14 protein-coding genes are annotated in these 14,164 nt (G+C 71.9%); 7 read left to right on the top strand and 7 right to left on the bottom strand.

The window, feature by feature from the left end; genetic code table 11:
* Window positions 1-94 precede the first annotated feature (94 nt).
* The 4 genes from ACFY0F_RS11255 (at window position 95) to ACFY0F_RS11240 (ending at window position 4,946) form a co-directional block, all read left to right on the top strand.
* Entirely contained in the window at window positions 95-1,081 is a 987-nt protein-coding gene (locus tag ACFY0F_RS11255) for a glycosyltransferase family 2 protein (RefSeq protein ID WP_388791877.1), read from the top strand.
* Entirely contained in the window at window positions 1,081-2,412 is a 1,332-nt protein-coding gene (locus ACFY0F_RS11250) for an alpha-2,8-polysialyltransferase family protein (RefSeq protein ID WP_388791875.1), read from the top strand. The genes ACFY0F_RS11255 and ACFY0F_RS11250 overlap by 1 nt, the downstream gene beginning before the upstream one ends.
* A gap of 348 nt (window positions 2,413-2,760) precedes the next feature.
* Window positions 2,761-3,924, top strand: a complete 1,164-nt coding sequence (locus tag ACFY0F_RS11245; protein ID WP_388791873.1) for an acyltransferase family protein — start codon at window positions 2,761-2,763, stop codon at window positions 3,922-3,924.
* Between the two features lie 104 nt (window positions 3,925-4,028).
* Window positions 4,029-4,946: a class I SAM-dependent methyltransferase gene (locus ACFY0F_RS11240; protein ID WP_388791871.1), complete on the top strand. Its 918-nt coding sequence runs from the start codon at window positions 4,029-4,031 to the stop codon at window positions 4,944-4,946.
* A gap of 5 nt (window positions 4,947-4,951) precedes the next feature.
* Here ACFY0F_RS11240 and ACFY0F_RS11235 read toward each other — a convergent pair whose 3' ends face one another.
* The gene (locus ACFY0F_RS11235) at window positions 4,952-5,602 is read right to left on the bottom strand and encodes a TetR/AcrR family transcriptional regulator C-terminal domain-containing protein (RefSeq protein ID WP_388791869.1); all 651 of its coding nucleotides are present in this window, start codon (window positions 5,600-5,602) and stop codon (window positions 4,952-4,954) included.
* Between the two features lie 71 nt (window positions 5,603-5,673).
* On the opposite strand from ACFY0F_RS11235, the gene ACFY0F_RS11230 reads away from it, so the two are divergent.
* Complete coding sequence (locus tag ACFY0F_RS11230) at window positions 5,674-7,050, top strand: FAD-dependent monooxygenase (protein WP_388791867.1); 1,377 nt, start codon at window positions 5,674-5,676, stop codon at window positions 7,048-7,050.
* Here ACFY0F_RS11230 and ACFY0F_RS11225 read toward each other — a convergent pair whose 3' ends face one another.
* Both ACFY0F_RS11225 and ACFY0F_RS11220 read right to left on the bottom strand, forming a co-directional pair.
* Window positions 7,051-7,647, bottom strand: a complete 597-nt coding sequence (locus ACFY0F_RS11225) for a Uma2 family endonuclease (protein ID WP_388791865.1) — start codon at window positions 7,645-7,647, stop codon at window positions 7,051-7,053.
* A gap of 91 nt (window positions 7,648-7,738) precedes the next feature.
* Window positions 7,739-9,319: a methylmalonyl-CoA mutase gene (locus ACFY0F_RS11220; RefSeq protein WP_388791863.1), complete on the bottom strand. Its 1,581-nt coding sequence runs from the start codon at window positions 9,317-9,319 to the stop codon at window positions 7,739-7,741.
* A gap of 83 nt (window positions 9,320-9,402) precedes the next feature.
* On the opposite strand from ACFY0F_RS11220, the gene ACFY0F_RS11215 reads away from it, so the two are divergent.
* Window positions 9,403-10,230: a L,D-transpeptidase family protein gene (locus ACFY0F_RS11215; protein ID WP_388791861.1), complete on the top strand. Its 828-nt coding sequence runs from the start codon at window positions 9,403-9,405 to the stop codon at window positions 10,228-10,230.
* Window positions 10,231-10,475: 245 nt separating this feature from the next.
* On the opposite strand, the gene ACFY0F_RS11210 is transcribed toward ACFY0F_RS11215, so the two are convergent.
* From ACFY0F_RS11210 to ACFY0F_RS11200, 3 genes are all read right to left on the bottom strand, one after another.
* Window positions 10,476-11,519, bottom strand: coding sequence for a hypothetical protein (locus ACFY0F_RS11210; protein ID WP_388791859.1), 1,044 nt, complete (start codon window positions 11,517-11,519; stop codon window positions 10,476-10,478).
* Entirely contained in the window at window positions 11,519-12,181 is a 663-nt protein-coding gene (locus tag ACFY0F_RS11205; protein ID WP_388791857.1) for an RNA polymerase sigma factor, read from the bottom strand. The genes ACFY0F_RS11210 and ACFY0F_RS11205 overlap by 1 nt, the downstream gene beginning before the upstream one ends.
* Window positions 12,182-12,467: 286 nt before the next feature.
* Window positions 12,468-12,866, bottom strand: a complete 399-nt coding sequence (locus tag ACFY0F_RS11200; protein WP_388791855.1) for a hypothetical protein — start codon at window positions 12,864-12,866, stop codon at window positions 12,468-12,470.
* Between the two features lie 236 nt (window positions 12,867-13,102).
* Here ACFY0F_RS11200 and ACFY0F_RS11195 point away from each other — a divergent pair, with 236 nt between their 5' ends.
* Window positions 13,103-13,543, top strand: a complete 441-nt coding sequence (locus tag ACFY0F_RS11195; protein ID WP_388791853.1) for a DUF1877 family protein — start codon at window positions 13,103-13,105, stop codon at window positions 13,541-13,543.
* 22 nt (window positions 13,544-13,565) lie between these two features.
* Here the strand turns inward: ACFY0F_RS11195 and ACFY0F_RS11190 are convergent, their stop codons facing one another.
* Window positions 13,566-14,120, bottom strand: a complete 555-nt coding sequence (locus tag ACFY0F_RS11190; protein ID WP_388791851.1) for a hypothetical protein — start codon at window positions 14,118-14,120, stop codon at window positions 13,566-13,568.
* Window positions 14,121-14,164 lie beyond the last annotated feature (44 nt).

Below are 14,164 nucleotides of genomic sequence, written 5' to 3'. Positions count from 1 at the left end.
AGTACACGGGATGCACCGATCCGACACATGGAGTTCACCCTCTGTACGAATACCCGAAAGTTGCTCAGCCGGGCGGCCTTCTAGTGTTTCGCGAGTGCCAAAGCTTTCCGTGATCGTGCCGTTCTACAACGTGCAGCAATACGCCCTTGACACCCTCCGAAGCCTTCGCCTGAACGCCCGTTCCGACTTCGAGTTCGTCCTGGTGGATGATCATTCGAAGGATGGGACGCCGGCGATTCTCGAACGCGCTGCCGAAGAGCTTTCCGACGTGGCGCAGGTGCGTTACATCCGCCATGAGAAGAACGGAGGACTCGCCACCGCGCGCAACACCGGCCTGGACGCGGCGCAGGGCGAGTACCTCACGTTCCTGGACGGCGACGACTGGCTGGCCCCGGGCTACTACGCCCAGCTGGTGGCCGCCATCGAGGATTTGGGGTGCGACTTCCTCCGCACCGACCATGTCCAGGCCACGGCCCGCGCACGGACGGTGCACCGGGTGCCGCACGGGCGGCGCCGCCACGTCATGAACCCGCGCGACGCGATACTGCCCGCCGACCGGTCGACCTCGGTGGACTACGCCTACGCCTGGGCCGGGATCTACCACCGCCGGCTGCTGGACAAGCGCCTGCTGCACTTCACCGACGGGCTGCGCACCGCCGAGGACCGGCCGTGGATCTGGAAGCTGCACCGCGAGGCGGAGTCGTTCGCGGTGGTGAGCCTGCTGGGCGTGTTCTACCGGCGCGGTGTCGCATCCTCCCTCACCCAGATCGGTGATGTCCGCCAGCTGGACTTCATCCGCGCGTTCGACCAGGTCATCGAGGAGACGGCCGCGGACCCGGACGCCGACCGGCTGCTGCCGAAGGCGGTCCGCACCTACTGCGCGATCATCGCCCACCACCTCTCCGACCAGAGCAAGTGGGAGCCGGCCGTGGCCAGGCAGCTGCGGTCGATGAGCGCGGCGGCCATCCAGCGCATGCCCCAGGACGCGCTCGGCGACGTGCTCGACACCATGGACTTCGACCGCTCCTCCAAGCTGCGGCGGCTGCGGCGCCGGATCACCACAGCGAAGGCGGCTGCCTGATGCCCCGTACCACCCGCATCTTCTGCGTCTCCACCCTGTACGGCGCCGCCACCCTGGCCGCCGCGCTCGACTCGGGCTGCTTCGAGGAGGTGGACCGCAGCCTCCTGCTGGTCTTCAACAACTCCACGACCCCGGAGATCACCCCGGCGGTCGACGCCATGCCGGGCTTCGAGCCGCTGCGCGACCACTTCGACGCGGTGCTGTCCTGGAACGAGGCCATCCGCCCCTTCCATCCCGGCGGCTGGACGCCGCGCTCGGACGACATCCCCCTGTTCGAGCGTTATCTGCGGCTGCTGTGGGACCTCGGCGACGACGACGTGGAACTGGTCCTGGAGTCCATCCAGGTCACCCCCGCGCTGACCGTGGCCCAGCTGTTCACCGAGGCCGTCGTCGACGTCTACGCCGACGGTCTGATGAGCTACGGCCCCACCCGCAACAAGATCGACCCCCTGGTCGGCACGCGGGTGCGCCGCCTGCTGCACCTGGACCTGGTGCCGGGGCTGACGCCCATGCTGCTCACCGAGTTCGACGTGCGCGCGCAGGTCGTGCCGACGGCCGCGTTCCTGAAGGTGATGGGCGAGCTCGCGGCGACGGTCACGGACCTGCCCGCGCTGCCCGAGGGCGCGGCGCTGCTGCTCGGCCAGTACCTGTCCGCGCTGGACATCCTCACCCCCGACGAGGAGGAGGACCTGCATGTGCGGATGATGCGCGGGGCGGTCGAGCGCGGCCACCGCAGCATCGTCTTCAAGCCGCACCCGACCGCGCCGGCCCGTTACAGCCGTGCCCTGGAGGACGAGGCCGCGAAGCTGGGCGTGGACCTCACCGTGCTGGACGTGCCCGTGCTCGCCGAGGTGCTGTTCGAGCGGACCCCGCCCGCACTGGTCGTCGGCTGCTTCTCCACCGCGCTGTTCACCGCTTCCGCGTTCTACGGCCTGCCCGTCGCCCGCCTCGGCACCGAGCGGCTGCTGGACCGTCTCGCGCCCTACCAGAACAGCAACCGGGTGCCCGCGGTCCTCGCCGACGCGCTGGTGCCGGACCTGTCGGGCGGCAAGGGCGAGGCACCGGTCGCCGCCGACACCCTGGGCGCCCTGGTCACCGCGGTCTCCTTCGCCATGCAGCCGCAGATCTACCCGGGGCTGCGACCGGCGGCGGAACGCTACCTGTCGACGCACCTCGGCCCGCGCACCAAGCGTTACTTCAAGCGCAGGCGCCTCACCGCCCTCGGCCTGCCCGGCGGCATCCCCGACCGGCTGGCCTTCATCCCCCGCAACGCCACGGCCCGCCGGGTGGTACGCCGGGCGAAGGCCCTGCAGAAGGCGGTACGCCGCTGAGGGCAGGGAGAACGCACAGCCACCGGATCCCGGCGGAGAAGCTCCTTGCCGTTGTGTGAAGTGCTCAGCACCGCACGACGGCGAGGAGCTTTTCTGTTTCTGCAGCTCCGCCGGACTCGACGAGCACGCTCACGAACTCGCCGATCGCTCGGCCCGGTTGCCGCGGTCCGGGTGAGACAGGCCTGGTGCGGCGACGGCCGCGCGGGCGAACGGAAGGAAACCAATGCGACGCCCAGGTGAACCGCTGGCGACCGCTCAGCGAAGTGTGTGGCGGTCGAACAGAGGACCACAGGGTGAACTCATATGGTCTTGATTGACGATCCTCAGTGCATTGCGAGGGATACCAGCATGACCGAAACGGTCGTGACGACGGCGAGGTCGCAACCCGCCTCGGCAGCACCCGTTCAGGAAGGCACTCCGCCCGGACCACCCCCGGTGGTGCCGGCCGGCGGAGGCCGGCTACGGGCCCTGGACGGGTTGCGGCTGGTCGCTGCGCTGATGGTGGCCGCGTACCACTACGGCGGCCGGGACGGCGATGTCACCAAGGCCTGGGGAAGCAGCCCGCAGCACCAGTTCCCCGCCCTGCACACGTATTTCGCGTACGGCTGCCTCGGTGTCCAGGTCTTTTTCGTGATCAGCGGATTCGTGATCTGCATGAGCGGCTGGGGGCGGCCCCTCAAGTCGTTCTTCGCCTCCCGCGCGTCCCGGCTGCTGCCCGCCTACTGGGTGGCGGTCATCCTCGTCACGGGCGTGTTCGCACTGCCCGCGGTCGCCTACAAGACGGTGTCGCCGAGCGACTTCCTGGTGAACCTGACCATGCTGCAGCAGCCGCTGGGCGCGGAGCGGGTGCTGGGCGTGTGCTGGACGCTGTGGGCGGAGGTCCGCTTCTACGCGCTGTTCGCGCTGCTGATCGTGCTGCCCGGCGCGAGCCGCCGGCGCGTCATCCTCTTCTGCGCGGGCTGGACGCTGGCGGCGGCGATCGCACAGGGCGCGCACCAGCCGCTGCTGGACATCGTGCTGATGCCGGAGTACGCGCCGTTCTTCGTGGGCGGCGTCGGGCTCTACCTGGTCCACCGCGACCGGCGTGACGTCTACGCGTGGGGCATCGTGGCGGTGAGCTGGCTGATCGGGCAGCACTACGCGGTGAAGAGCCTGTGGAACGCCGCGAACCCGCACGCCTTCGCCCACCGCACCTCGTTCGGCATCATCCTGGTGGTGACGCTGGGCTTCATCGCGGTCGCGGCGATAGCGCTCGGCTGGCTGGGGTGGGCGAACTGGCGCTGGCTGACGGTGGCCGGGGCCCTGACGTACCCCTTCTACCTGGTGCACGAGCACCTGGGCTGGGTGGTCATCAAGGTCCTGCACCGGAACCTGCACATCCCCTCCTACGGGACCTTCCTGCTGACGGTCCTCTTCATGCTGGTCCTCGCCTGGCTGCTGAATCGGTACGTGGAGAAGCCGCTGACCCCGCGCATACGTGCGGCGCTGTCCCGTCCGCCGGTCCGGCATTAACCGCGAACACCGCTGGAATTGGCCCCGAATTCACCGGGGGCCGGGCATGGAAATCCCTCCTTGGGCAGGCGTGTGGCAGTTCACGGCTCAACCAGGGAGTGCCCATGCCCGCCACCTCACGACCGGTCCGACCGCCCCGCACGTTCGACGACGTCCCCGGCTGGTTCCCCGTTCTCGACCAGGTGCTCTTCGACTGGTTCCTCGACCGGCAGGAGCGCACCGGGTTGCGGGGCGACCTGGTGGAGATCGGGGTGTACCTCGGCAAGAGCGCGATCTTCACCGGGCGCCGGCTGCGCGAGGGCGAGCGGTTCACCGTGTGCGACCTCTTCGAGGGCGACGCGCCGGACGACGCCAACCGGGCGGAGTCGACGAAGTCGTACGGCACCCTGACCCGGCGGGCCTTCGAGGAGAACTACCTCGCCTTCCACGACGAGCTGCCCCGCGTCCTGCACGGCCCGAGCTCCCTGGTGCCGGCCGAGGTGGCGCCGCGCTCCTGCCGGTTCGTGCACGTGGACGCCTCGCACCTGTACGAGCACGTGTACGGCGACATCGGCGCCGCCCGCGATCTGCTGGTGGACGGCGGGCTGGTGGTCCTGGACGACTTCCGCTCCGAGCACACGCCGGGCGTCTCCATAGCCGCCTGGGAGGCGGTGCTCAACAGGGGACTGCGGCCGATCTGCCTGAGCACCCAGAAGCTGTACGGCACCTGGGGCGACCCCGGCCCGGTGCAGGAGGAGCTGCTGGCCATGGTCCGGGCCCGCACGGACTGCCACCTCAGCGTGCAGGAGGCCGCCGGGCACCGCATCGTCCGCCTCAAGTCCAAGGGCATGCGGGCTCCGGTGCTGCCGCTCTCCCGGCACCACGCCGAGGAGCCCGCCCCCGCCGCGGCCGCGGTCCCCGCGCAGCCCCGGCCGGCCGCCCACGCCGCCCCACCGCGCGGGCGCCACGCCCGCCGCATCGCCGCGGACCTGCTGCCGCCGGTCCTCACCCGGGCGCTGCGCCAGGCCCGGAGTGTCCGGTGAGGCCCTCACGTGATGCCGTAGCGGGCCTCGATTCCCGCCACGACCAGGGCCAGGCCTTCCTCGAACTGCTCGTCGTAGTCGTCGAAGAGCAGCTTCCCGGCCTCGGCCGCCAGCGGGTAGTCGGCCAGGCGGCGGGCGCGCTCCCCGATGTCGTAGCCCTCCCGGCGTTCGCCCGGGAGGGGCCGCACGCCCTGCTCCTCGGTGACGAAGCCGATGGTGTACGCGTTCGCGGTCCGCGCCGCCCGCACCGCCTGCGCCAGGGTGAAGCCGGCGGACGTGAGGACGCGCAGGGCCGCCTCCATCTCGCGCCCGTGGTCGGCGCCGGTGAAACGTGAGCCGCTGAAGACCTTGGCGCCGTCGCGGTAGCCGAGCAGGGCGGTGCGCAGCCCCCGGTTCTCCTTGAGCAGCCGCTCCTGCCAGGTGTCGGCGGGGTCGAGCGCGGTACCGGCGGCCATCCGGCGGTACATCTGCGTCGCCATCTCGTCCAGCAGCGCCTGCTTGTCCTTGAAGTGCCAGTAGAGCGCGGGCGCCTTGACGTCCAGCTCCTTGGCGATGGCCCGCAGGGTCAGACCGTCGAGGCCGACCTCGTTCAGCAGCCGCAGCGCCGTGTCCGCGACCCGTCGGCGGTCCAGGGGCGCGCGTCGTTCCGTACTCACGCTTGACAGCTTAACAGCGTTAAGGGCACTCTTGCCGGCGACGGCACTTAACGGTGTTAAGGAGATGGGTGATGGATGTTCTGATCGTGGGGGCGGGTCCCACCGGGCTGGCGCTGGGCATCGACCTGGTCCGGCGCGGGGTGGACGCACTGGTCGTGGAGCGCGGGGACCGGCTGTTCCCGGGATCGCGCGGGAAGGGGATCCAGCCGCGCACCCAGGAGGTCTTCGAGGACCTCGGCGTCCTCGACGCGATCCGCGCGGCGGGCGGCCCCTACCCGGAGCGGACGGTCTGGAAGGACGGTGCACGGGTCGGCGAGGAGTCGCTGTTCGAGGCGCTGGAGGCGGAGGAGGGTGCGCCGTACACCGAGCCGTGGATGGTTCCGCAGTGGCGCACCCAGGAGGTCCTGTACGCGCGGCTGGTGGAGCTGGGCGGGCAGGTGGCCTTCGGGCGCGAGGTGACGGGGCTGGAGCAGGACGCCGAAGGCGTGGGCGTGCGGTTCGCCGACGGTACGGCCCTGCGCGCGCGGTACGTCGTCGCGGCCGACGGCGGACGTTCGGCGGTACGGCGGGCGGTGGGTGTGGGGATGGCCGGCGAGACGGTCGACCCGCATCCGTTCCTGGTGGCCGACGTGCGGCTGAAGGGGCTCGACAGGGACTACTGGCACACGTTCCCCGGGCCCGACGGCACCGGCCTCGCGCTGTGCCCGCTGGCCGGCACGGACGACTTCCAGCTGTCGGGGCGGTTGCCGCAGGGTACCGAGCCCGAGCTGTCCCTGGACGGCATCCGCGAGCTGGTCGCCGGATACACCCACCTGGACGCCGGGGACGTCACCGAGCTGCGCTGGGCCTCGGAGTTCCGGCCCCGGACGGGGCTCGCGGACCGTTTCCGGGTGGGCCGCGTGTTCCTCGCGGGCGACGCGGCGCACGTGCACTCGCCGGCGGGCGGGCAGGGACTGAACACCAGCGTCCAGGACGCCTACAACCTGGGCTGGAAGCTGGGCGCGGTGCTGCGGGACGGGGCGTCCGAGGCACTGCTGGACACCTACGAGGAGGAGCGCCGCCCCAATGCCGCGGCCATGCTGGGCCTGTCGACGGGCGTGCACCGCGGCGAGGTGCGCCGGGGGAAGGCGACGGTCCAGCTCGGGCTGGGCTACCCGGAGTCGTCACTGAGCGAGGAGAGGCGGGCCACCCCGTCCGGTGTACGCGCGGGCGACCGGGCGCCGGACGGCACGGTGGGCGGGGTGCGGCTGTTCGACGCGTTCCGGGGGCCGCACTGGACCCTGCTCGGTGCGGAGGCGGCGCCTGTGGCGGGGGTGCGGGCGCTCCCGGCGGCCCCGAAGTCGTACGGCCCGGGGGTGTTCCTGGTCCGGCCGGACGGTTACGTGGGGTGGGCGGGGGATTCTGAGGTGGGGGTCGGGGAGTACCTGGCGGGGGTGGGGTGCCGGTAGCTAGTCGTCGCCGTCGAGGAGGATGTCGACGGAGAGGTCGAGGGTGACGCCTACGGACTCGGGGACGGGGACGGTCTGGCCTCGCTTGTAGCGGGTGGGGGCGGCGTACTTGCCGTCGGCCGGATCGGCGTAGAGCAGGACCTCGTCGTGTTTGCGGTTGACGATGAGATACGCGGGGATGCCAGCCTGGGCGTAGCACTCGACCTTGGTGTGAAGGTCATCGGACCAGTTCGAGGGGGAGGTGACCTCCACGACCATGCGAAAGACATTCGGGGCGTAGGAGTTCTTTCGGACAAGGGCATCTCGGAAGTCCTCGTCCACGACCGAGAAGTCCGGGACTGCGAAATCGTCCGGCAGCGCAGGCAGCCACAGTCCAATGCCTTGAACGTAGCGGAGCCCGACCTTTCTGGCCCCGGCCCCTCCGAATGCTTCAACCAGCCAGGTCAACGACAGTGCATGCGAACCGTCCGGCGGCGGTGTCACGATGAGCCTCCCCTGGAGGATCTCTACGCGGCGGCCGGGCAGTGCACGGGCAAGCATGTCGGCAACTTCGCCGACAGTCAGCTCCTGCTGCAGTTCTTGCTGCAGTACGGCCATGGCGTCCTCCTTTTCGGGGCCACTCTTCACGAGACTAACCGCGAGCGGACGATTTCCGCTCCTGATCACTCAAATGAGGTAACCGCCCAGCTCAGAACACATCGCTCGGCACATAACTCCCCCAAACCCCCCGGAGGGCGTCGCACACCTCCCCCACCGTCGCCCGCCCCCGCAGCGCCTCCTTCATCGGGTACAGCACGTTGTCCTCCCCCTCGGCGGCCTTCTTCAGCGCGGCCAGCGCCGAGTCCACCGCGCCCTGGTCCCGTTCCGCCCGCAGCCGGGCGAGCCGCTGCGCCTGCCGGGCCTCGATCGCCGGGTCCACGCGGAGCGGCTCGTACGGTTCCTCCTCGTCGAGCTGGAAGCGGTTGACGCCGACGACGACCCGTTCGCCCGCGTCGGTCTCCTGGGCGATGCGGTAGGCGTTGCGCTCGATCTCCTCCTTCTGGAAGCCCCGCTCGATCGCCGCGACCGCGCCGCCGAGGTCCTCGACCCTCCGCATCAGGTCGAGGGCCGCCGTCTCCACGTCGTCCGTCATCCGCTCCACCGCGTAGGAGCCGGCGAAGGGGTCGACGGTCGCGGTCACGTCCGTCTCATGGGCGAGCACCTGCTGGGTGCGCAGGGCGAGCCGGGCGGACTTGTCCGTGGGCAGGGCGATCGCCTCGTCGAAGGAGTTGGTGTGCAGGGACTGCGTGCCGCCGAGCACCGCCGCCAGGGCCTGCACGGCGACCCGGACCAGGTTCACCTCGGGCTGCTGGGCCGTCAGCTGGACCCCCGCCGTCTGGGTGTGGAAGCGCAGCATCAGCGACTTGGGGTCCCGCGCGCCGAACTCCTCCCGCATCACCCGCGCCCAGATCCGGCGCGCGGCACGGAACTTGGCGACCTCCTCCAGGAGGGTCGTACGGGCGACGAAGAAGAAGGACAGCCGGGGCGCGAAGTCGTCGACGTCCATGCCGGCCGCGACCGCCGTACGGACGTACTCGATGCCGTCGGCGAGGGTGAAGGCGATCTCCTGCGCGGGTGAGGCACCCGCCTCGGCCATGTGGTAGCCGGAGATCGAGATGGTGTTCCACCGGGGCATCTCGGCCTTGCAGTACCGGAAGATGTCCGCGGTCAGACGCAGGGAGGGCTTCGGCGGGAAGATGTACGTCCCGCGCGCGATGTACTCCTTCAGCACGTCGTTCTGGATCGTGCCGGTGAGCTGTCCGGGGGACACGCCCTGTTCCTCCGCCACCAGCTGGTAGAGGAGCAGCAGCAGCGCCGCCGGCGCGTTGATCGTCATCGAGGTCGAGACCTGGTCCAGCGGGATCCCGCCGAACAGCACCCGCATGTCGTCGATCGAGTCGACGGCCACGCCCACCTTGCCGACCTCGCCGTGGGCGAGGGGCGCGTCGGAGTCGTGGCCCATCTGGGTCGGCAGGTCGAAGGCGACGGACAGACCCGTGGTGCCGTGTTCGATCAACCGGCGGTAGCGGGCGTTGGACTCGGCCGCCGTGCCGAAACCCGCGTACTGGCGCATCGTCCAGGGCCGGCCGGTGTACATGCTGGGGTACACGCCCCGGGTGAAGGGGTATGCGCCGGGGTCGCCCAGTTTCCGGGCGGGGTCCCAGCCGGCCAGGTCACCCGGCCCGTAGACCGGCTCGATCGGCAGTCCCGACTCCGACTCACGCGCCATGGTGTGTGCCTTCCGAGTTGCGTTCGGTACTCCTCACCATGCCCCGTTGTTCGGCGGCGGTCACGCTGGGAAGCATCTCCGGCATGAGTCGCATCGGACGCGTCACCGCCGCACTCGTCCCCGCCGTCGCACTCGCCCTCCTCTGCGGCTGCACGGCGCAGGTCCCGGACACCGACGGCAAGCAGCGCTCGCCGGTGCACATCGAGCTCCCCGGCAGCCGGACGCCCGCCTCGGACACCCCGCGCGCCCCCGGGTCGGGCCCCGCCCCCGCAGTACCGCCCCAGGCCCTGTGGTCCCGCGGCGACAGCGGTACGGGGGTCCGCGAGCTGCAGGCCCGGCTGCGGCAGATCGGCTGGCTCTTCGACGGGCCCACGGGAACGTACGACGACCTGACCGAGCAGGCGGTCAAGGGCTTCCAGCGCAAGCGCGGGCTGCCGCAGACCGGCGAGACCGACGCCGCCACCTGGCGGCGGCTGCTCGGCATGACGCGCCAACCGGGCCAGTGGGAGCTGTACCTGATGGGCGGTCAGCCGGCCGCCGCACCCGATCCGCGCTGTCTGACCGGCCGGGTGCTGTGCATCAGCAAGACCAGCCGGACGCTGCGCTGGATGATCGACGGGCGGACGGTGTCCACGATGGCGGTGCGGTTCGGCTCGCAGCGCACCCCCACGAGGGAGGGGGTGTACCACGTCTACTGGAAGTCACGGCACCATGTGTCGACGCTCTACGACTCCCCCATGCCCTACGCGATGTTCTTCAGCGGGGGCCAGGCGGTGCACTACTCGTACGACTTCGCCGCGCGCGGCTACGCCGGCGGCTCCCACGGCTGCGTCAACGTGCGGGACGAGGCGGCGATCGCGGCTCTGTTCGCGCAGGTGCGGAACGGCGACAAGGTCGTCGTCTACTGGTGAGCGCGAGGGGGGCGCTGGCGGCAGTGGGAAGTTGCGGGGCGCGGGCGGGACCGGGGGAACGTGTCCCGCCCGCGCCAGGTGCACGAGCCGTGGGTACGGGGGGAACCCCGGCTCAGTGCGACGGCCGATGACCAGTCGGCTCACTCTCTTCTGCGTACCCGGGCCCGAAAACGTTACGCGTTACCGCAAAAAAGTTTCTCCACCTACGAAAGCGCAGGTCAGCGGCGTGTGATCGCCGGAGCGAGTCAGAGCGCGGTGTACGTCGGGCTCGGCGACGGGAGCGGAGTGGCCGCCGTGTGCTGCGGCACCAGCGGGGCGAAGGTCGGCGGGGTGGGCGTGCCGAGGCCGCCGTCGCGGTGGTGGTCGCCGCCCCGGCCTCCGTGGCCGTCGTCGTCACCGCCCTGACCGCCGTTGCCCTTCTTCCCGTCCCCGCCGTCGCGGGTGCCGTGGTCGGCCCTGCCGTGGCCGTCCTCGCCGCCGCTCGTGTTCCCGGCCGCCCCGAGGACGCCCTTGCAGTACTTCCACACGAGCGCGGAGCCGCCCGCCACCCCGTCCAGGGCGCGCTTGCGGCCGGGCGTCAGTTCCTTGCCGGCCCGGATGTCGCGGCAGGCCGAGGGGGCTCCGCTCCACACGGTCCCGGCGCCGTGGGACGCGTTCGGCGAGCCGGTGGCACCGCCCGCGGACTTCTCGGGTTCCGCCCCGGGCGAGGAGGTGCCGCCGGGGGTGCCGCTCGCACCGCCGCCCGGCGGCAGCAGCCCGCTCGTTCCGTCCCCGGTCTCCTCCCGGGAGGGCGAGGCCGCCGGGCCCCGCGGGCTCGGGTCGGCCGACACCGAGGCACCGGGGCCGGGGCCGGGGGTGTGGTCGCGGAACGGCGTCGGCAGCACCCCGCTGCCCGCGGCCATGGCGACCCCGCCGAGGGCGCCCGCGGCCAGCGCGGCGGTGACCGCCAAGCGCGCGGGGCGGATCCAGCCGGGGCGGCGTACGGCGTGGGACCGGGCGCCGATGCGGACCAGCCCGACGTCGGCGGACCCGTCGGCCGCGTGACCGGCGGCGAGCTGCGCGGCGGCGTCCGCACGGGCCTCGCGCGCCTTGCGGAAGGCGGCCAGCGCGGCTTCCTCGCCGGGGAGTTCCGTTTCGTCCCGCGCCGCCTCGGCGGACAGGGCGCCGAGGGCCTCGGCGAGCCGTTCTGCCCGCTCGCGGGCGGCGGGGTCGACGGCTTCGAGCGGCTCACCGCGCAGTAGACGCTCCGCCGTTCGGCGGTTCAGCCACCTGTAGTGCTCGTCGGCCATCACATGTCCTTCTGCGTCCGCGCCCGCGTATGCGTCACAGTGCCGGACGTCACCGCGCGTCCGCGCGGTTCTCGCTGGGGCGGCAGCGCCTGGAGTCCGCCCGCCGATTCCGGATCCGCGCCGATCAGCTCCGCGAGCCGCTTCAGACCGCGGTGGGCGGCCGTGCGGACGGCGCCGGCGCGCTTGCCGAGGGTCTCGGCGGCGGTCTTGGCGTCGAGGCCCACGACCACGCGCAGGACGACCGCCTCGGCCTGGTCCTGCGGGAGCCGCGCGATGAGGGAGAGGGTGCTGTCCGTGGACAGGGCCTCCATGGCCTCGCCCGCGGTGTCGGACTCGGCGGGCCGGCCGGTCAGCTCGGTCTCGTCGCCGCCGATCACGGGGCGGCGGCCGCGCATCCGTATGTGGTCCAGGGCCCGGTTGCGGGCGATACGGGCGGCCCAGCCGCGGAAGCGGTCCGCGTCCCCCGTGAAACGCTCGAGGTCGCGGGCGATCTGCAGCCAGGCCTCGGACGCGACGTCCTCGGCGTCCGGGTCGCCGACCAGTGTCCGCACGTACCCCAGCAGCCTCGGATGCACCGCCCGGTAGACCGTGCGGAAAGCGGTCTCGTCCCCGGCCTGTGCCGCACGTACCGCGGCGGTCAGCTCCGCGTCGTCCCCCAGCACCTGGTTGGTTCCTCAGTAGATGGTCGCGGCCCCGAGGCCGCCGATCGTTGCAGTGATCATGCATTCGCGCTACGACGCGAAAGGCACGTTACGACCTGAAACCGCTCCTCGTCCATGTCCGTCCAAGATGCAACTGACTCGTGACGCGGTGGATCACGGCGAGGTGTGACAGAAAACGCACTCAAGACGCTGTAGGAGATACGGGTCGCCGCGCGGCCCGTGCCGCGCGACGGCCGGGGCCTCTCCTGTGGGGGGTGGCGGCTCCGGCCGTCGCCCTGGCGGCGGGTCAGTTCCGCCGTCCGGTCTGCGCCGTCGCGTCCCGGCACAGCAGCCGCAGCGACCCGTGCCCGCCGTAGCAGCGCCGGGCCTCGTCGATCGGGTCCCACAGACGTCCGTCGGGCGTACGGATCCAGTGGTCGCCGCCGGTCGCCCACCACTCGGCGCCGGTCTGCCGGGTTATCACCTCACCGGCGTACGCCCCGAAGCCGCGCAGCACGTCCCGCACCGCCTCGGCGGGAGGCCCCTCGCGCCGGATCTCCTCGATCAGCCGGTCGACGCGCCACAGGCTCTGCGCCGAGTAGTCGAGCCGCACCCGTGCGCCCTCGCGCATCGTCGCCACCGTGTCCGCCGCCCACCGCACGGGCTTCGTCGCGGCCTGTGGCCTGGTCTGCTGCCGTTCAGTCACGTACTGGGTAGTCACATAGGGGAAAGCGGAGCCGACGGGCCTTTCGTCACACGGATCCGGGCCGTTCCCGCAACGCGCCCAACACCGCCCCGCCTTGGCCGCAGGACGGTCACAGGACCTGCGCGCGACCGAGGTTTAGGCCGGGAGTGACGTTCGGGTCCTTCTGTGCGCTGTCTTCTGCGATGGCTATGTGCTTCCACCTCCGCGCGGTGCCGCCCGGGGAGTTACGAGACGACGTGCGTTCACTGGAACGGCTGTTCCAGGACGACTGGGAGACCGTCCGGGGACGGATCGACCGGCGCCGGGAGGAGGTGCTGGACCAGCGCTACCTGGACCACGAGCTGCTGTACGCGAGCTCGCCGCCGCACCTCGGGGAGGACGGCCCGCACGCCCAGGTGGTGCTCGGCGGCCGCCCGGTGTTCCACTCGGCGCTCGGGACGCCCCCGTTCCTGCTGCTGACGCCGGCCGAGACGGCGGCCGTCGCCGCTTTCCTCGCCTCGGCCGACTTCACGGCCCTGTGGCACGGCTCCCGTGCGGACCTGCTCCCCTGGTACGGCGGTCCCGCCGCCGAGCCGCAGACTCGCGGCGCCTTCGCGGCGGCGCACCGTGGCCTGAAGGAGTTCTACGCCCGCGCCTCGGACTCCGGCGAGGCCGTCGTGAAGTGGCTGCAGCTCTGAGCGCGGCGGGTCCTGCCCCGCCCTACCCCCGGCCCCGGGCGCGTCGGGAGACCACCGCGCGCAGGACCCGGCGGCCCTCGGTCGAGGTCTCCAGGGCGCCGCGGAGGCCGGCGACGCCGTGGGCGGTGAGCAGTTCCAGGACCGCCACCTGGCGGCGCAGCTCGGCGGCGACCAGCGGGGGCATCCCTTCCGTGCTGCCCTCGCGGCGGGAGTCGACCGAGGAGGCGTCGGCGGCGGGGTCCAGGAGCCGGTGGATCTGGAGGGAGGCCACGGAGCAGGCGTCGGCCCACACCCGCACCCCGGCACCGGGGTACTCGGCCGGGGCGGCGTCGAGCATCCGGCGGGCGAGATGCGCGGCCTGGTCCTCGACCGCGGCCCCCGGGTCGGCCGAGCCGAGCGCGGCGCGCGCCTTCTCCAGGCCCTCGGTCCAGTCGCCGGTGTCCGCGAGGCTCCCCCACAAAGGCCGCAGGACCTCGTCATCGCCGCCCAGCAGGGGCACGCACCGATCAAGACAAGCCAGCCCACTGGCGGCCAGCGCCCGTTCGTCGGCCTGAGCGATCAGTTCCACCAGGCTCATGGAATCCTCCCTCGCCAGGGCGCCGATCTTTACGGAGCCCGCAC

This window comes from Streptomyces sp. NPDC001544, assembly GCF_042894285.1.
Taxonomy (GTDB): domain Bacteria; phylum Actinomycetota; class Actinomycetes; order Streptomycetales; family Streptomycetaceae; genus Streptomyces.
The sequence above is the reverse complement of the archived record's forward strand: the minus strand, read 5'-3'. Positions and strand labels throughout refer to the sequence as shown.